This window comes from Variovorax sp. P5_A3, from assembly GCF_056400665.1.
This window is the reverse complement of sequence record NZ_JBFUKW010000020.1, coordinates 16,020-33,793: the sequence shown is the minus strand read 5'-3', so window position 1 is coordinate 33,793 and position 17,774 is coordinate 16,020. Positions and strand designations below refer to the sequence as shown.

At 61.6% G+C, this 17,774-nt stretch carries 16 protein-coding genes; 4 read left to right on the top strand and 12 right to left on the bottom strand.

What is annotated here, in order from left to right:
- Positions 1-9: 9 nt before the first annotated feature.
- From AC1D3B_RS25375 to AC1D3B_RS25325, 11 genes are all read right to left on the bottom strand, one after another.
- The gene (locus tag AC1D3B_RS25375; protein WP_478193441.1) at positions 10-1,689 is read right to left on the bottom strand and encodes a sensor histidine kinase; all 1,680 of its coding nucleotides are present in this window, start codon (positions 1,687-1,689) and stop codon (positions 10-12) included.
- Between the two features lie 600 nt (positions 1,690-2,289).
- Positions 2,290-3,345 (bottom strand): alpha/beta hydrolase family protein, encoded by a 1,056-nt coding sequence (locus AC1D3B_RS25370; protein WP_478193440.1) that lies wholly within the window; start codon positions 3,343-3,345, stop codon positions 2,290-2,292.
- 11 nt (positions 3,346-3,356) lie between these two features.
- Positions 3,357-4,241, bottom strand: a complete 885-nt coding sequence (locus AC1D3B_RS25365; protein WP_478158338.1) for a TauD/TfdA dioxygenase family protein — start codon at positions 4,239-4,241, stop codon at positions 3,357-3,359.
- A 3-nt stretch (positions 4,242-4,244) separates the two neighbouring features.
- Positions 4,245-5,120: a tripartite tricarboxylate transporter substrate binding protein gene (locus AC1D3B_RS25360; RefSeq protein ID WP_478193439.1), complete on the bottom strand. Its 876-nt coding sequence runs from the start codon at positions 5,118-5,120 to the stop codon at positions 4,245-4,247.
- Between the two features lie 172 nt (positions 5,121-5,292).
- Positions 5,293-5,883 (bottom strand): TetR/AcrR family transcriptional regulator, encoded by a 591-nt coding sequence (locus tag AC1D3B_RS25355; protein ID WP_478193438.1) that lies wholly within the window; start codon positions 5,881-5,883, stop codon positions 5,293-5,295.
- Positions 5,884-6,115: 232 nt separating this feature from the next.
- A complete protein-coding gene (locus AC1D3B_RS25350; RefSeq protein WP_478167258.1) occupies positions 6,116-6,559 on the bottom strand; it encodes a cupin domain-containing protein in 444 nt (147 codons plus the stop codon).
- Positions 6,560-6,582: 23 nt separating this feature from the next.
- The gene (locus tag AC1D3B_RS25345) at positions 6,583-7,779 is read right to left on the bottom strand and encodes an amidohydrolase family protein (RefSeq protein ID WP_478193437.1); all 1,197 of its coding nucleotides are present in this window, start codon (positions 7,777-7,779) and stop codon (positions 6,583-6,585) included.
- A gap of 4 nt (positions 7,780-7,783) precedes the next feature.
- Entirely contained in the window at positions 7,784-8,500 is a 717-nt protein-coding gene (locus tag AC1D3B_RS25340; RefSeq protein ID WP_478193436.1) for an ABC transporter ATP-binding protein, read from the bottom strand.
- Positions 8,464-9,276: an ABC transporter ATP-binding protein gene (locus tag AC1D3B_RS25335; protein WP_478193435.1), complete on the bottom strand. Its 813-nt coding sequence runs from the start codon at positions 9,274-9,276 to the stop codon at positions 8,464-8,466. Before AC1D3B_RS25335 ends, AC1D3B_RS25340 begins: the two co-directional genes overlap by 37 nt.
- Positions 9,273-11,213 (bottom strand): ABC transporter permease, encoded by a 1,941-nt coding sequence (locus AC1D3B_RS25330; protein WP_478193434.1) that lies wholly within the window; start codon positions 11,211-11,213, stop codon positions 9,273-9,275. The genes AC1D3B_RS25335 and AC1D3B_RS25330 overlap by 4 nt, the downstream gene beginning before the upstream one ends.
- Before the next feature lie 8 nt (positions 11,214-11,221).
- A complete protein-coding gene (locus tag AC1D3B_RS25325; protein ID WP_478193565.1) occupies positions 11,222-12,418 on the bottom strand; it encodes an ABC transporter substrate-binding protein in 1,197 nt (398 codons plus the stop codon).
- A 340-nt stretch (positions 12,419-12,758) separates the two neighbouring features.
- On the opposite strand from AC1D3B_RS25325, the gene AC1D3B_RS25320 reads away from it, so the two are divergent.
- From AC1D3B_RS25320 to AC1D3B_RS25305, 4 genes are read left to right on the top strand one after another with little or no spacing between them, the layout of a single operon-like run.
- A complete protein-coding gene (locus AC1D3B_RS25320) occupies positions 12,759-14,717 on the top strand; it encodes a molybdopterin-containing oxidoreductase family protein (protein WP_478193433.1) in 1,959 nt (652 codons plus the stop codon).
- A complete protein-coding gene (locus AC1D3B_RS25315; RefSeq protein ID WP_478193432.1) occupies positions 14,683-15,045 on the top strand; it encodes a 4Fe-4S binding protein in 363 nt (120 codons plus the stop codon). The genes AC1D3B_RS25320 and AC1D3B_RS25315 overlap by 35 nt, the downstream gene beginning before the upstream one ends.
- Positions 15,046-15,053: 8 nt before the next feature.
- Positions 15,054-16,373: an FAD-dependent oxidoreductase gene (locus AC1D3B_RS25310; RefSeq protein ID WP_478193431.1), complete on the top strand. Its 1,320-nt coding sequence runs from the start codon at positions 15,054-15,056 to the stop codon at positions 16,371-16,373.
- A gap of 9 nt (positions 16,374-16,382) precedes the next feature.
- The gene (locus AC1D3B_RS25305; protein WP_478193430.1) at positions 16,383-17,051 is read left to right on the top strand and encodes a nitroreductase family protein; all 669 of its coding nucleotides are present in this window, start codon (positions 16,383-16,385) and stop codon (positions 17,049-17,051) included.
- Here the strand turns inward: AC1D3B_RS25305 and AC1D3B_RS25300 are convergent.
- Complete coding sequence (locus AC1D3B_RS25300) at positions 17,036-17,767, bottom strand: GntR family transcriptional regulator (protein ID WP_478193429.1); 732 nt, start codon at positions 17,765-17,767, stop codon at positions 17,036-17,038. The genes AC1D3B_RS25305 and AC1D3B_RS25300 overlap by 16 nt on opposite strands.
- Positions 17,768-17,774: the final 7 nt, after the last annotated feature.

Sequence of the window (17,774 nt, the reverse complement as noted above, 5' to 3'; positions counted from 1 at the left end):
TTTCAAGGCCTATGTCTCCTCTCGCGGCATCGGCACGCGCAACGTGACCACCGTGCCCGCGCCCACCTGGCTCTCGATCACGAGCGTGCAGTCATTCAACTCGGCCAATTGCCGGGAAATGCTGAGACCCAGGCCCATGCCCTTCGGTCGGGTCGTGAAGAACGGATCGCTCAGCTTCGCGAGCGCCTCGGGCGGCACCCCACGACCCGTATCGCGGACCTCGAGCACGCCGAAGCCGTCGCCGGCGCGCGCCGCACGCAGTGTGATCAGGCCGCCCGGCGGCGTGGCCTGGATCGCGTTGAGCACCAGGTTCAGCATGATCTGGATCAGATGGTCGGCATCGACCCACAGGCGCAACTCGGAGTCGCCCTGGATCGCGAGTGACAGCCGCTGCGCCTTCAGTTCGGCCTTCACCAGGCCATCGACCCGGCGGAAAATCTCGCGCACCGGCGCCACGGCCGGTTCCGGAGGGCGCGGCTTGCCGAAATCAGATAGATCGCTCACCACGCGGGTGAGCCGCGTGACCTCGGTCTCCACGTCCTGCAGAAGCTGGTGCCGACGCGGATCGGCCTCGCGCCGGGCGAGCGCCTGCACCGTCGTCTTGATGGCGGACAACGGGTTGCGCACCTCATGCGCAATGCCGGCGGCAAATTCGCCGAGCGAAGCGAGCCGCTGCGCGCGTGCCAATCGGGCGAACGTGTTGGCAAGGCCCTCCGCCATCGTGTTGAAGGCGCGCGATACGGCCGCGATCTCATCGCGCCCCTGGTCCTGGATGCGGTGGTCCAGTTGGCCGGACGCGATGGCTTCGACTCCGCTCACAAGCTGTGCCACGCGGCCCTGCAGACTGCGCGCGAGCTGGTAGAAAAGGAACACCAGGACGCTGGCGGTGCCGAGCACGGCCACCAGCAGCACACGCCGCGCATTCTCGAAACGGCTGAGCAGCGCCGAGGGCTCGATCTGCAACATCGGTTGCCAGCCGGGCAACACCTCCGGGCCCGCGATCATGCGCTCGGCGGGGGTGACGCGCACGCCGACGGCGTTGAAGTAGCCGGCAGGCGTTTTCAGAACCGGCTGCACGATGCCGGCCACCGAAGGGCCGCCCATCAGTTCAGTCAGCGAGGAGAAGCGTACGTGCAGCGCAATGTCGACCCGGCGCCCGCCCTCAGCGACCGGCAGGGGATGGCGCACCAGGAACCAGCCGGCGAGGCCGTCGCCCGGCGCGGCCGGACCGACCACCTCATTGTTGTCGAAACGCGTGACCGGCAGCGAAGCAATCGAGAACGGTTGCTCGCTCCAGTAGGGCGGCCCGGCGGCCGCCTGTCCGGGCACGAAATGGCGCAGCCGGCCGCCGTCTTCCAGCAGCAGGATGCCGTAGAGGTCCGGCAGATCGGCTTCCAGCTGCAGCAGCCCATGCGCCTCCTCGCCCGCGTCGCTGATGTCGGCGCGCAGCAAGGCGGTCATGGCGGGGTGACTGGCCAAGGTCTCCACCTGATAGCGACGACCGTCGAGAAACGACTCCAGGCGCTTCGACATTGCCGTGAGCTGGACCGACAGGCGCTCACCGACCAGCTCGTCGATCAGCGCCTGCGCATACCGGTCGTACAGCAGGCCCACTGCGAGCGTCGGCACGATTCCCGCCACTAGCGAGATCGCGAGGTAGCGACTTACGACGCTGTTGTTGATGGCCATTCCGGAACTCGTGCCGCGCTAAAGACCAGTCCCGCGCCGGCGCTCACAAGGGTATGGCAACAGCAGAAGAGCAAGTTGGCGATCAATTCGCCCGTCACGATGGCGTGGCGATCGGTCCCATCGCTGCTTCCGGAACCGGCGGCGAACTCGCCCGTCAGGCAAACGAGCTTCGCCCAGAGTGATCTCATGCAAATCTCCGTTGTCGTGCATGGAAAGAATGCCTTCGGTGGCTACGAGCAGCAGATCACTGCACGGTTGGACCAACAGCGGGCTGGGAGGTTGACGATTGTTCGCTGTTGTCTCCGTTGGATGGAAAAGGCGACCAGCGAAGTGCAAAGCCCGTGCCATGCCGACTCCCATGACGCAGCCGCGAGCGGCGCCCCCGAGCAGGGTCTGGCACATGCGAAGAATGCGGCACCTGTGTCCGGTTCTATGGACATGTCGTCGTCTCCAATGACTGAAACCATGGACACCTGTCGGACAAAACATACGTCGCGCGGCGCCGCTCTTTTCCCTTGCAGCCTCACCCGGCCATACTGGCGAACTGATGTGCGCAGCAATGCGATTCAATCGCTCAACTGGAACACTCAGCAAGCCATGCTACACGTGAGCAGCGAGCCAATCACAAATCAGTGGCGTTGTTCTAAACGCGACATTGTGGAAACAATGGACCCCTGCTTCTACTAGGCAGTACTCCGCGTTGGCTCCAATTCGATCTGCAATTTTCTTTGCAGCGGCCGCAGGAATTCCTGCATCAGCCTGGCCATGCATGACAAGGACAGGGCACTCGAGACGATCACACCAGTCTTCAAGTGTGAAGTCACGAGCGACCTCACGAGCCGCGGCGATCGATTCGACTCCCACGATATGGGCGAAGCGCCAACTGCGAATCGGGTCGTCCCAATTCATCACACACATGTCGAAATAGCCACTGACCGAAATGCACGCTCGAATCCTTTGGTCGGCCGCCGCCGAGCTGACCGCGAGCATGCCGCCGAAGCCGAAGCCGACGACGCCAATGCGATGCGGGTCGATGCCCTCCTCCGCCTGCACATAGTCGATGACAGCAGAAACGGCTTCGTGGTACGAAGGCCGCATCGGCATCCAATCGGACACTTCGCCCTGGCCGGGGCCGTCGAACGAGAGCGTTGCCATGCCCCGTGCGAGAAACTCCCTCTCAATCGCGAAGTGTTCCTCCTTGGATGAGTCGGAGCCGCAAACAAGCAAAGCCAGCGGCACCCGAGCTACCCCCGGTGGCAACCGAAGAACCGCAGCGAGCGTCCTTCCGCTGTACGGAATCTCGAGCCGCATGCCGGGGACCGGCTGCAGCGGCAAAGCTCGCGTATAGCACGCAACCTTTGCCACTGCAGCGCGCTTCTTTTCATCGAGATCCTCAAAGTGAAGATACTGAGCGAAGTGGTACGCGAGGGCTGCCTTTGTAAGAAGCTGACCGGCACTCACCAAGTGCCCCTGCATAGCTGCTGTGTCGCCGAGTTTCTCAAAGTCTGCGCCTACAGTCGTCCAAACAGAAAACCAGTCACTGTTCGAAACGATTCGCTCCATGTTAGCCCGCACCAGGGAGCAATCAAGCCCCTGGTTTGTCATGCGGAACAAAGAGTGTCCGGCGGCCTTGAGCGCGAGGTAGTCCGTTTTCATGCTTCAGAGCTTCAGAACGGCACGGTGCCCTTAACGATGGTCCGATAGAGCAGCCGGCGCTGAGGAAGCGCGTAGTCACCTACCCCTTGATGCAAGGTCAGCGCGTTGTCCCACATGACGACATCTCCTGGCGCCCACGTGTGGCGGTAGATGAAGCGTGGCTGGCGCGTGAAGGCGTACAGATAGTTGAGGAGGCGTTCGCTTTCCTCCTGTTCCATATCGAGGATTTCAGTGGTGAACCCCTCGTTCACGAAGATGGACTTCTCTCCAGTGCTGGGGTGCGTCCGAATCACAGGGTGAACCACGGAGTCTTCTAACCGGGACTCGGTGTCCTTGTTCATCTTGTTGAAATGGCTGGCCCGCTGGCCTGGCTTCTTCTTGGAGGCTACAAATCGTGCCTTCCGGCCTTCCAGCTGCTCCTTGATCTCTGTCGGCAGCGCATAGTAGGCCGCCGCCGTGTCGGCGAAGTCCGTTGGCCCTAGCACCCTGCCGCCCTTCACCGGCACTTCGAGGGCATAGAGAATGGACACACGGCTGGGAGTGCGCGTATAGCAAAGGTCGCTGTGCCAATATTGCGCGGCATCCACGGCCCCAATCTGGCGACCGTCTTCGACGATGTTCGACAGCACGAAGACCTCCGGGTTGTCGGGCTTGGCGAACTGGGTCATCGCATGGATGTCTAGTTCCTTGCCAAAATACTTGCTGAAGTGCAGCATTTGGCCGTCGTCGATTCGCTGGTTGCGAAACACCAGAACTCGATGCTGATGCAACGCAGCCTCGAGATCCCCGAGCCACTCTCCCTCAGGTAGCAGTCCCAGATCAAAGCCCTCAACAACGGCTCCAAGGGGTGCCGCAAGGGGACGCACTTCAAATTCGTTTTTTGTCTCGACAGTCATGATTCACTCCGGTTGAATATTGGCATCGCTGGCCACCTTTTTGTACACCCCAATCTCCCTGGCGATTCGCGCCTTGAAGACTGCGGGACCGACATTCAGGATCGGGTCGTACCCGTTCACTTTGAACTTTTCCTGAACTTCTGGACGCGACAGAAGTTCTTGCAGCATCGAATTCCACTTCTGGACGATCTCATCCGGAAGGTGTGCGGGCCCGAGCAGCCCGACCCATACCTCCGTCTCAAACCCCTTGACCCCCTGTTCGGCAAAGGTCGGAATGTCGGCGGCGAAGGGAAGCCGCTTCGCACTCGCCACGCCCAGCGCCCTGACCTTGCCTGCCTTGATCTGCGTGAGCGCAGCCGCGGACCAGGTCGAATCAACCTCGCCGGCAATGGCTGCCAGCAACGACTGATTCGATCCCTTGTATGGAACGTGCAGGAATTTCGCGCCGACGATGGTCCCAAAATACTCGCCAGCCATGTGGGGGGCTGTTCCGTTACCGGAGCTTCCATAGGAGACGCCGCCAGGTTTTGACTTTGCCGCAGCGATGTAGTCAGCAACGGTCTTGTAGGGCGAGTTCGCGGGAACGACCAGGATATTGGGCGTGGACGCCACCAGCGTGATCGGCGAAAAGTCCTTGACCGCGTCAAACTTCAAGGTGGTTCGAAGTGCCGGATTGATCGTGTGATTGTTGGCCGTCATCAGCAAGGTGTAGCCGTCCGCTTTGGATCTCGCAACCAGATCGTTGGCGATCAATCCTGCGGCCCCGGGTTTGTTGTCGATGATCACCGGCTGCTTCAGAATCTTCGAAGCTTCCTGGCCAAGCTCTCTAGCGAAGATGTCTGTGATACCTCCAGGCGCGAAGCCAATGACAATGGTCACAGGTCGACTGGGATAGCTTTGAGCATTGGAGGCGAACGGCACGAGCAACGCAACGCTCGAAGCAACGAGCGGTAGCGCCAGCGAGCGCCTGAATCGTTGTCCCAACCGAGCTGCAAGTGCCCTCGAGGGTCGTAGAAGAATTCTCATGATCGATGTCCTAACAATGTTCGATTCAATGTCGTGATGGCAGATGCAAGCAGTCATACAACGAGCCCAAAAACAAAGCCGCCATCCTCAGTCGGATCGGCCGGTTCGCGATTTCGTTTTCCGAGCGCACCAGATACTCCATGGTTGATAGCTGCAAAGTGGCAAGTAAGAGCGAAGAGGGAAAGAGTTTCATGGGCGAGTCACCTTTGGACATCGTTTGATTTGCAAAGCACTCGTAGAGCCCCCAACCACTCAAGCCTTGTTGTTCGGCAATCCTCTCCCAGTTGCTGACAAGAAATCTTGTCAGCTTGGGATGAGCCGCAAAGAAGTCGAGGGCACATAGCAGCAAGCCATTCAGCTCCATCCGCTCCAATCCCGAGTTGTCAGCCCAAAGACGGATGTTGGACATGACCTGCGCTTTTGCCGCCTCGAAAAGACCGTCCTTATCGTCAAAGTAGTAGTAGACGAGCTTCTTGTTCAGGCCAACGGACTCGGCCACGCCATCGATCTTGATGTCCTCGAATCCCAATCGTCCAAATTCAGCCACTGCCGCCTCAAGCAGCCTAGCCTTGGTTCTTTCCTTGTTTCGGGTGCGTGGCGGGGCAACGGCGGTCATACGGGTACTCGATGGTGGCGGTGCATGGATCGCGGCATGGGGGGCATACGGCTTTTCACCGCCGCATGGCCGAGGCCCTTGGGACCATGCGGCCTGCGCAGACGGGTGCGTCCTCTGCTCTTCCATTCGCCCGCAGCAGCCGGGCACATGCCGCACGCGTCGGCACACAGCTCTTGCAAAGAACTTCTCAGCGGCCATCGGGCATGCTTCGAAAGGACAGGCGCGGCTCAAGTCAGTGCTCGAGATCAGTCGCGGTGACGTCCTTGACCTCGCCCTTGACGTTCATCCGACCTTCGTAAACCGGGCGCGCGCCCGTAGTGGGTCCCTGATACTGAACAAAGAACAGCGTGCCGCCCGTTTCCGTTGTCATGGCCTCTTCGTAGTGGGGGTCGCCATGGAATACGACGGTCCCCGGCCCATAGACCTTGCCGCCCATATTGAACTCACCGTCGATCACGTACCAGACCTGGGCGAAATCGTGCTTGTGCAAGCGGAAGCCCGCACCGGGCTCGTAGTGCAGGAAGCCCGCATTCGGCTCCGTAGGGCGGTCCGCGTTGGTGTGGAACAAGAACTTCGTCTTGTTCTTGAAGCGGCCCATCTCCCAGTCCATCGAATCGGGATTCCGATATTCAGGGGGGTTGTGCTGGCTGAGATCAAGCTGAACCTCATTGGACATGTCATCTCCTTGGATAATCGCCTTCAGGCGTGTTGCAGAATTTGGGGAATACGCGCAGCGGGCGGCGTGTTGCGGGAGCGGCCACAGCGGACCAGCCCATCGATCACTACCATGCCAACGCCGGGCAAGTCGCCGGCAGCAATGCTCTCTAGCAGGTTGGACTTGGAGGAATGCTGCGCAGTGTCGAGAAAGACGAAGTCGGCGGCGCGACCGACCTCAATGAAGCCGCAGTTGAGATTGCGTATGCGCGCGGTGTTTCCGGTCGCAAAGCAAATGGCCTGCTCGGCGGGCACCTCGCCAATGCTCGATAGCATGGCGATCAGCCGCAGGATGCCTGTGGGCTGCACACCGGACCCTGCAGGAGAATCGGTCCCCAGGATGACACGGTCCAACTGCCGCAGTTCCTTGGCCGAACGGAGGGCGAACAGCGCGGCAAACTCGTTGCCGTTGTGAACGATCTCGATCGCTCTGCCACATCCCTCGCACAGACAGCGGATCTGCTTGGTCGACAGGGCGGTGTGGCCGCCGTTGATGTGGCCGATGATGTCGGCATCGGCTTCCAACACCATCTCGGCGTCGACATAGCCGGAACCGGGCACGGAGGGCCCGCCGGTGTGGATGGTGGACTGAATCCCGTACTTGCGTGACCACTCAACCATCTTGCGTGCGGTCGGCCCGTCCTTGACCGATCCCAGCCCGATCTCGCCAAGCAGGGTCACACCCGCCGCGGCAAGTTCTCGGAAATCCTCTTCAACCATGCCGTGTTCAATGACCGGAGCACCCGCGAGCAGCTTCACGCCTCCGGGGCGGCTGTTCGCGTAGGCGCGCTGGGCGGTGATGGCCAACGCCTTGATGCCAACGATATCGCGCGGCCTGCCCGGAAGATGAACTTCGCCGGCCGAGATCATGGAGGTGACTCCGCCGTTCATAAACGATTCGATCCAGCCGATCTGGTTTTGCCTGGGAGTCCAGTCGCCGAAAACCGGATGCACGTGGCTGTCGATCAGCCCCGGGGCGAGCGCGCAGCCATTGGCATCGATGACCATGTCGGCTTGCTCACAGTCCAAGTCACCGAGCCGGCCGATCTCGACGATCATCCCATCTTCACAAAAGACGGCGTCGGCGTCCTTGATTGGGTCGTTCAGGTCACCCGTCAGCATGAGGCCGACGTTCTTGATGAATAGTTTTCCGGCGGGGGCGGATGGAGATTGATCGTGCATGTTCTTAAAGGGAAAGGTACTGGCTGCGAATTTGCTTGTCAGCGATCAGCTCTCGCATGTCGCCCGAGAAGCGAACTTGGCCCCGCTCGAGCACATAGGCACGGTCGGAGACCAGGTTTGCGAAGTGGATGTTCTGCTCCGACAGGAGCACGCTAAGGCCCTGCCGCTTGAGTTGCTGAATCATGTGCGCCATCTGCTCGACAATCACCGGCGCCACGCCCTCGGAGGGCTCATCGAGCATGACCAGATAGGGGTTGCCCATCAGAGTCCTCGCCACGGTGAGCATCTGCTGCTCGCCCCCGCTCATATGGCCGCCCGGACGCTGCGGCATTTGCCCGAGGTTCGGAAACATCGCAAAGAGTTCGGCCGTCGTCCACGCGCGCATACCCTCGCGGGGCAGTTGAGCGCCCACCGTCAGGTTCTCCATGACGGTCAGCTCACTGAAGATGCGACGCTCCTCCGGCACGAAGCCCAGGCCCAGGCGGGAGATCTGGTGCGACTGGAGCATGGAGATCTCGTGGCCCCGAAAGACAACGGAGCCGCTGCGTCTGCGCACCAGGGCCATGATGCTTTTCATGGTCGTGGACTTCCCGGCGCCGTTGCGCCCCATGAGCGCCACGACCTCGCCCGCGTTGACATGCAGGTCGATGCCGAAGAGGATCTGCGCCCGACCGTAGTAGGCGTTCAGGGCCTTGACCTCCAACAGGGTTTTCGTCGGCATGCCGTGGCTCCGTCCAAGTCTTCGCTGGTGAACGTCTTTCCGGTGCCGAAGTAAGCTTCCTGCACCTGCGCATCTGCTCTGACCGCCTGCGGGTCGCCCTGCGCGATGAGCGTGCCGCGTGCCAGAACAATCATCCGGTCCGCATAGCCGAACACCACATCCATGCTGTGCTCGGTGAACAGCGCCCCGATCCTCTGTTCGATCACCAGGCGCTTGGTCAGCGCAATCAGTTCGTTGCGCTCCTTCGGCCCCATGCCCGCGGTGGGCTCGTCCATCAACAGCAGTTTCGGCTTGTTGGACAACGCAATCGCCAGTTCCACCCGTTTGACGTCGCCATAGGCCAATACGCTGCAGGGCCTGTCCGCATGGTCTTGCATACCCACCTGCTCCAACAGCGACAAAGCCTCTTGTCTGTAGGAGTGCGACATCGCCTGCCGTGCATGGAACACGCTGGACCTGTGCGAATGCAATGCAAGCTGTACGTTTTCCATGACGGTCATGGAACCAAACGTCGCTGCGATCTGGAACGTGCGGCCGACGCCATGGCTCCAGACCTGCCTTGGCGATTTGCCCACGACATCAACCCCGTCCAATATGACTTGCCCGCTGTCGGGCTTGAGCTGACCATTGAGCATATTGAAGCAGGTGGATTTGCCCGCGCCGTTGGGTCCGATCAGCGCTAGCAGTTCACCTGCCTGCACCTCGAAGGACACGTCGCATACCGCAGCCACGCCCGCGAAACGCTTGCTCAGATGGCGTACCGATAGCAAGCTCATGCCTTGACCTCCAAGGCCGACACCGGCTCCGCGACAGGCCCCTTACGCGAGCGGGACGTTCTGAACGACTCAACCATCACCTGCAACGAGCCGACAATCCCGGCCGGGAACACGATGACCAATGTGAGAATGATCAATCCCAGCAGCGCACGCCAGTAGTCCGTGCTGCGAGCCACCGTGTCTTGCAGCCAGACGAAGACCGATGCACCGACAATGGGCCCAGCGATGGTCTGCACGCCGCCCAGGAGTACCATGACCAAGCCGTCAATGGACTTGGCCACATGGACGGCCTCTGGCGAGATACTGCCCTTCGCGAACGCGAACAGCGTCCCGGCCAAGCCGCCGAATGTGCCGGCAAGAACGAAGGCTGCCCACTGCACGCGCTTGCAATCGATCCCGATTGCGCCCGCGCGCAACTCCGAGTCACGCACGGCGCGCACGGCGAAGCCGAACGGCGAGAACAGAGCCCGTCGCATGTACCAGATACCTCCTAAGGCGAGCGCGAGCGAAAAGTAGTAGTAGGCAGTGGTCGAACGCAGCCATTGCGGCGGCCGCAAACCAATCAGCCCATTGCTTCCGCCAGTTACCGCATCCCATTGGTAGGCGATGGCCCAGACCAGTTGTCCGAACGCCAGGGTCAGCATGGACAGATAGACGCCGGAGAGCCGGACGCTGAACCAACCGAAGACAACCGCGCCGACCGCCGCGCCGAGGACGCCCAGGGGAAGCGCGGTCATCACGCCCAGACCTGCCGACTTCACGAACACCGCTGCGACATAGGCGCCCAGCCCGAAATACGCCGCATGGCCAAAGGAGTGCATGCCACCTGGCCCCATGATGAAATGCAGGCTCGCCGCGAACAGCATCGCGATCAGCACGTCGACGCCAAGAACCATCAGGTAGGGGAAACTGCGTTCAAGCGCAGGCAGCGCAAGCAAGACCACTGCCGCAACGATCGCGGCGCGGCGCATCCGCTCAGAGGCAGGGCGCAAGACCGGCTCCTGACCAGCTGCCACCGAATTCGTGCTGGAGGGCCTGCCCAGCAAGCCGTGCGGGCGGAACACGAGGACGACCGCCATCACGACAAACTCCACTACGAGGGTGAACTTGAACACCGGCAGCGCAACTCCGAACAGGGTGATCGTGCCAAGCGCGATGCACAGCGCCTTCAACTCGCAGATGAGGAGCGCAGCGACAAAGGCGCCCGGGATGGATCCCATCCCGCCGACCACGACCACAGCGAATGCTGTTCCAATGGTGTCCATGTCGAGTGCCAGGCTGGCGGGCATGCGCGGTCCTTGCAAGGCGCCTCCGAGGCCAGCCAGCAGGCAGCCCAACGCAAACACCGCGGTGAACAGGCGTCCCTGGTTGACGCCGAGCGCGCCCACCATCTCTCGATCCTGTGTGGCGGCACGCACCAGCACGCCCCAACGGGTGCGCTTGAACAGGAGCCAAAGCGCACCGAGCAGCGCCGGTCCCAATGCGATCATGAAGATGTCGTAGGTGGGAAAGAGCGTGCCCAAGACGGACACGGCGCCTTCCAGCCCGGGCGCTCGCGGCGCGAATAACTCGTCAGCACCCCATAGCCACAGCGCGGCATCCTTGATGATGAGCACCAAGGCGAACGTGGCCAACAGTTGGAACAGCTCCGGAGCGCTGTAGATCCGGCGCAGGATGGTCAGCTCAACGAGTGCACCTAGGAGCCCCACCAGCAGCGCCGCCAACAGGGTGCTGATCCAGAAGCCGAGCGCACCGCCCCCGATGGCAGTCACTAGGCTGTAAGCCAAGTAGATGCCGACCATGAAGAATGAGCCGTGCGCGAAATTGACGATGCGAGTGACGCCGAAGATCAGCGATAAGCCCGACGCGATAAGAAAGATCACCGATGCGTCAGCCAATCCATTGATCAGCTGAGGAAGAAGGCTCTGCAAGGTCATGGCCAGGCCTACTTGGCGGGACGCAGCTTCGAAACTTCGCTGTCCGACGGCACGACACTCGCGCCGTCGATGTACCGGTAGTCAACCATGTAGCCCTTGCCATCCTTCAATGCGACTTTGCCGATATAGGCACCCATGGTCGACTGGTTGTCTTGGGCACGGAAAACGACCGGCCCCATGGGCGTGTCGACGCCTAATCCCTTGAAGGAGGTCACCACCGCCTCAGGATCGGCCGATCCGGCCTTACGCAGTCCTTGCGCGAGGGCATGCAGCGTCGAGTACCCGACCAGCGAGCCCATGCGCGGGAAGTCGCTGAATTTCTTCCGATAAGCCTCGACGAATTTCTTGCTCTCCGGCGTGCCGAGTGAGTACCAGGGGTAGCCAGTCACGATCCAGCCCTGCGGCGCCTCGGCGCCGAGCGGATCCAGGTACTCCGGCCGGCCGGTCAGCATGGAATAGACCTGAACAGAATCAAACAGCTTGCGGCTGTTGCCCTCACGAACGAACCTGCCCAGGTCGGCTCCGAAGAGGACGTTGAAGATGGCGTCCGGCTTGGCATCGAGCAGCGCCTGCGCAATGGCACCCGCATCTACCTTGCCCAGCGGCGGCGCCTGCTCCGCAACGAATTCAACGTCTGGCTGTTGGCTCTTCAGAAGCTTTTTGAACGTAGCGGCTGCGGATTGCCCGAGTTCGTAATTGGGGTACACGAGCGCCCAGCGCTTCTTATTCTGCTTGGCTGCCTCGTTGGCCAGCATGGCGACCGACATATAGGTGGATGGGCCCAGCCTGTAGACGTAGCGATTGCCCTCGGACCAGATCACACGGTCTGTGCCGGGCTCGCCAAAGAGATAGAGCACCTGACGGTTTTTCGCGAAGTCCGCCAGGGCCACAGCCACGTTCGAAAGGAAGCCTCCGAAGTACAGGCGGACGCCTTCACGCGAGTACAGCTCTTCGGCCACACGAACGGCATCGCCGGGGTTGCCGTTGTCATCGCGCGAGATCACCTCGAGCTTGCGGCCAAGCACTCCTCCCGAGCCGTTGATTTCGTCCAGTGCCAATTGCCAGCCGCGCTTGTAGTGGTCGAGGTACGAGGGCGTGACCTTGTAGCTGTTGACCTCACCAATCTTGATGACGCCCTGCGCATGACATGCGCCGGCGACCGCCACGGCCAGTGCGGCCAGCCAGCTCCGTGAGAGGAAGTTCATGATGCCGATCCTTGAAAAAAGTGCATAACTGATTGATATGGATCCATTTGCAGATTTCATGCCAGTCTACGCTCAGCTTTCAAGAAATTACTCGCGGGTTAACCCTTGTAATAAGCACACGATCACGAGTTATGGATCCATTATTCGAGTAATGGACCCTGATCTGCACGTGCATGCCACGACTCTGTGCGCTGACCTTCGGGTTTTTGCTGCATTTTGGTGCCGGCTACGGACCGATCGCACCCACATCGACCTGAGTACGCACAAACGGGCCAGTATTGCCGGGCATGCGTTTTGCTTTTTGATTTTTGGATCCAATAAAGACATTTAAGGATGCTCTATGCAACAAACCATATACACCACCTGCACACTTGACTGCCCGGACGGCTGCGGAATCCGCGCCCAAGTCGAGGACGGCCGGATCGTCAAGCTCGAGGGCCATCCGGAGCATCCCTTCACGCGTGGCTATCTGTGTGGCAAGACCTACCGGTTCCCGGAACGCGTCTACAGCGAGGAGCGTCAGCTGTACCCCATGCGTCGGGAGGGCGGCCATCGAGCGGGGGCGTGGATACGAATCGGCTGGGAGGAGGCACTGGAACTGGCCGCGGACAGGATTCGCCGGTTCATTGCACAGGACGGCAGCCTTTCTCTCATGCACTACCAGCGCACCGGCTCATGGGGCGCAACCAAGCATCTGAGCCGTCGTTTTTGGAATCTCCTGGGTGGCGTGACGACGACCAGCGGCTCTCTTTGCAGTGGGGCCGCGCGCGCCGGACAAGCCATGGACTTCGGCATACGGCTTGGTCACGATCCGTCGGATCTCGTCAACAGCAAACTCGTGCTTCTGTGGGGACGGAATCCCATGGCAACCAACCTACACACCGTGCCCCTGCTCAAGGAAGTCCGCGCGGCGGGTGGCAAGGTCATCCTGATCGACCCCGTGCACAGCGAGTCCGCGACGATCTGCGACTCCCATGTCCAACCCCGCGTGGCGCGTGATGCCGAGCTGGCCTTGGCGATGGCAAAGGCCGTCCTTGAAGCGGGCCTGGAAGACAAGGAGTTCATAGCAAACCACTGCACCCACGTCGAGGCGTATCTTCAGCTTTTGGAGCGGCATTCGATGCACGACCTGTGTGCAGCCTGCGGCCTGTCGGAGGTCGCAGTGCGCACCCTGGCCGTCGAGTACGCGACAGCGCGACCTGCGGCGATCCTGTTTGGCTGGGGCCTCAACAAGTACAAGCACAGCGCCGAGATCTTCCGCTGTGTGGACGCCCTGGCCGCCCTGTGCGGCTACATCGGTGTTCCCGGGGGGGGCGCCACCCTGGGGTTCCAGACCCAGCGCCACTTCGACAAGAAGGTCGAGGCTGCGGATCGGGCCACCGCGGCGCGTGCCATCCCAGAGCCTCTGCTTGGCCAATGTCTGCTCGATACGCAGGACCCGCCCGTGCGCATGATGTTCGTCAACGGCGGCAATCCGATCAACCAGTCGCCGAACTCGAACCTTGTGGCGAAGGCCTTTGACCGGCTGGAGTTCACGGTTGTTGTGGACATGTTCCTGAACGATACGTCGGACTACGCGGACCTGTTTCTGCCCACCACTACCTTCCTGGAGGAGGAGGATATCCTGGTCTCCTGGGGCCACAACATCATCGGCGGCGTCAATCCGGTCATCGCCCCGGTCGGCGAGGCTCGCTCGGATCTCTGGATTTTCCAGGAGTTGGCCAAGCGCCTTGGCATCGGCGAAGAGATGGCAGGTTCGCCGCGCGAATGGCTGCAGCGCATGCTCAAGCCGATGGAGGCGCAAGGCCTGTCCGTCGAGCGCGTCATGCAGGGGCCGGTGCGCTGCCCGACGGCACCACAGGTGCCGTTCGCGGACAAGAAATTTCCGACCCCGTCAGGCCGATTCCAGTTTATCGACGACATCGAGTTGCAGCAACGCGAAGTACAAGGCTATCCCCTCACCTTCGTAACCAACTTCAGCAAGACATGGCTGCTCTCACAGATGACCTCCACCGAGCACCCGGGACCCTTCGTGCGCATCGGCACCGACACCGCCGAGCGATACGGCGTGAAGGACAAGGACGAGATCATCGTCCGGTCCGCGGTCGGGCAGCTGCGATTGACCGCACATGTCGACGCACGCGTCGGCCCCGGGATGGTGGTGATGCCGGTGGGAACCTGGATCAAGCGCGGGGGTGGTGCGAACGTGCTGACCGAAGACGTGCTGAGTAACTTCGGCGAAATGGCCGCTTACGGCGATACGCGTGTCGCCATCGAACTCGCCAGCCCTACCCCCTAAACCCACGAATTGGAGATCCGAAGTGACCGTCGTAGTGACTGAAAACTGTGAGAACTGCCGCTTTGCAGAGTGCGTGGCAGTGTGTCCCGTGGCATGCTTCCACGGCGACGAGAAGATGCTGTATGTCGATTCGGACACATGCGTGGATTGCGGCGCGTGCGTTCCAGTCTGCCCCGTCAAGGCCATCTATTTCGAACACGACCTGCCCGCGCCGATGTCGCACTGGCTGGACATCAACCGCGAGCGCGCATCCATGCTCCCCAGCGTCACGGAGCAGTCCGAGGCCTTGCCAGGCGCATGGGAAAAGCGCGCGTCGCTCGGCTTCTGAGGCAGTCCGTGCAAAGTACCTTCAACTCACCTCCCGAGATCGCCATCGTCGGCGCCGGCCCGAGTGGCTTTTATGCAGCCGAGGCACTGCTCAAGCTGGGCATCAACGTGGCACTGATCGAGCGCCTTCCCGCCCCTTTCGGCCTGGTGCGCTACGGCGTGGCACCGGATCACCAGAAGCTCAAGACGACCATCGCCGCGTACGAGCGCATCGCGCAATCTTCGCACCTGCACTTCTTCGGCAACGTGGAGGTCGGTAGGGACGTCAGTGTGGACAGCTTGCGCAAGATGTTCCACGCCGTAATCTTCGCCCATGGTGCGCACGGCGACCGCCCGCTCGGCATCGGCGGGGAAGATTTGCGGGGCTGCCATGGGGCATCGGCCTTCGTCGGATGGTACAACGGCCACCCGGACTGCCGGGACCACGCCTTCGATCTGAGCCAGGAAGCTGCCGTCATCCTCGGCAACGGGAACGTTGCCCTTGATATCGCCCGCATTCTTGCCAAACCGGTCGAGGCACTGGGCGCCTCCGACATTGCGGACCACGCCCTGCAGGCGCTGGCCGCAAGCAATATCCGGGATATCCATATCGTCGGACGACGCGGCCCTTCGCACGCCAAGTTCTCCGCCAACGAGCTGAGGGAGTTGGCGCAGATCGAGGACTGCTCGATTCATTTTGATGCATGGGATCTCGCCGAGCCAAACCCGCCCAACTCCACCGTCGCGTGGCTCAACTCGCTCGCGCACAGCGCCGTGAACAGCCATCGCCGCCGGATCCACTTCCATTTCTTCAAGCGGCCCGTGCGTGTGGAGGGTACCCAGCGCATGAGTTCAATGGTGCTCGAAAAAACCCAGGCCTGCGAAGCGGATCCGTCCAGGACTACGGGAACGGGGGAGGAGTGCCAGATTCCGGCCGGCCTTCTCTTCAAGGCGGTGGGCTACCGCGGCCGCGCCATCCTAGGCCTACCGTTCGACCATGAGCGGGGCGTGGTACCAACACTTCAAGACAGAGTATTGGGAGACGAAGGGCAGGCGATCCCGCGCCTCTATGCAACGGGGTGGGTCAAGCGCGGGCCATCCGGTGTGATCGGCACAAATCGTGCCGACAGCGTTGCAGTCACGCGCCGAGTCGTGGAGGACCTGGCAGCGGAACATCTCGGCAATGTTGGAGGCGCGCAGGCCTTGCGAGAGCACTTGTGCGGACGAACGACCATTGACTTCAAGGACTGGCTTCGAATCGACCAGGCCGAAATCGCGGCCGGCCTCGTCGCATCCAAGCCCCGTGAAAAATTCACACGCGTCCAAGAGTTACTTGCGGCTGCGCAGTAGAGGGTCCCTATGCATCCAACCACCCCGCACGATCTCGAGATTTCCGATCACGACGCTTCGGAGCTAGGGCATCAGGACTTCCCAACGGTGCCAGCGAGCCTGACAACATTGCTCACGCGGCGCTCGGCTGGTCCCCGCCACCTAGCGCTTCCTGCTCCAAACGAAGCGCATCTGACGGTCATGGCTCTGGCCGCCCTGCGCGCCCCGGACCACGGCGCGTTGACGCCCTATCGCTTCATCGTCGTCGAATCCGACTCGATCGATCTGCTGGCCGACCTGTTCGGTGAGGCCGCCCGAGCGGAGGGCGCGTCGAGCGAAGCTGCCGCCTTGGAGATGGAGCGCGCTCGGCGAGCGCCCTTGACCATCGCAGTGATTGCCAACCTTTCCGTCGAGCGACCCATCCCGGCGCACGAACAGTGGATGGCCGTCGGCGGCGCGATCACGAACTTCTTGAACGCAGCGCATGCCCTCGGCTTTGCGGGCAAGATGCTCAGCGGACGCAAGGTCCTCAGCCCCTGCCTTGCGCGCGCCTTCTGCAAGGAGGGCGAGTATCTCGTCGGCTGGATCGTCCTAGGCACACTGAATTCGGGGTGGACTCCCCCGAAAGCCCGGCACCCCCACTCCATCCTGTCCAAATGGCCATGTTCGCAGCGCCCCGGCGCTCAGGATCGGGCGTGAGCCTGGTTCTCCAGCCAGGCGGCCACGAACTCACCGGACTCCACGACGTGCAGTGCCATTGCCTGCCGCGCGGCCATGTCGTCGCGCGCCTCCAGTGCCGCGAGGATTGCGTCGTGGTGCGCGATGTTTCTCTCCATCCGGTGCTTGTACATGCCAAGCGCGGAAGAGGCGATCACACCGCGCGAGGAGCCCAGTTCGAGGTCCGCAATGATCTTTTGCAAGTACGCGTTGCACGACGCCTGAAAGATGATCGCGTGGAACTCGCTGTTCGTGGTGACCCATTCCTTACGGGCCGCTTGGTAGGCGCTCGTTTCCGCGTGATCCACGGGACTGTCGGCTCGCAGGCGGTTCAGGTCCGTGACAGCTTGCACAAACCGCTCGTGGATCTTCCTCAGCTCGATCAGCTGCTGGTCCGTGATCCATTGCGCAGCCAACTGTGCCGCCAACCCCTCCACCTCCGAGCGAACGCGATAGATATCCCTCACATCCTTGGAGCTCTGAGACTTGACTACCGCTCCGGACTGGCTCTGGTCGACGATTCCCCGAGCGGCGAGCTGGGACAACGCCTGCCTCACGGGCGTCCGACTCACTTGGAAAGTGTTTGCAAGTGCCACCTGCTTTAACTTTTGGCCGGGGAGGTATTCGCCTGTGGAGATCTTGTGCTGAATCTGGTCTACAAGCTGATCGACCAGTTTTTCTTCTGCCGAGAAAGCCATACTGCCT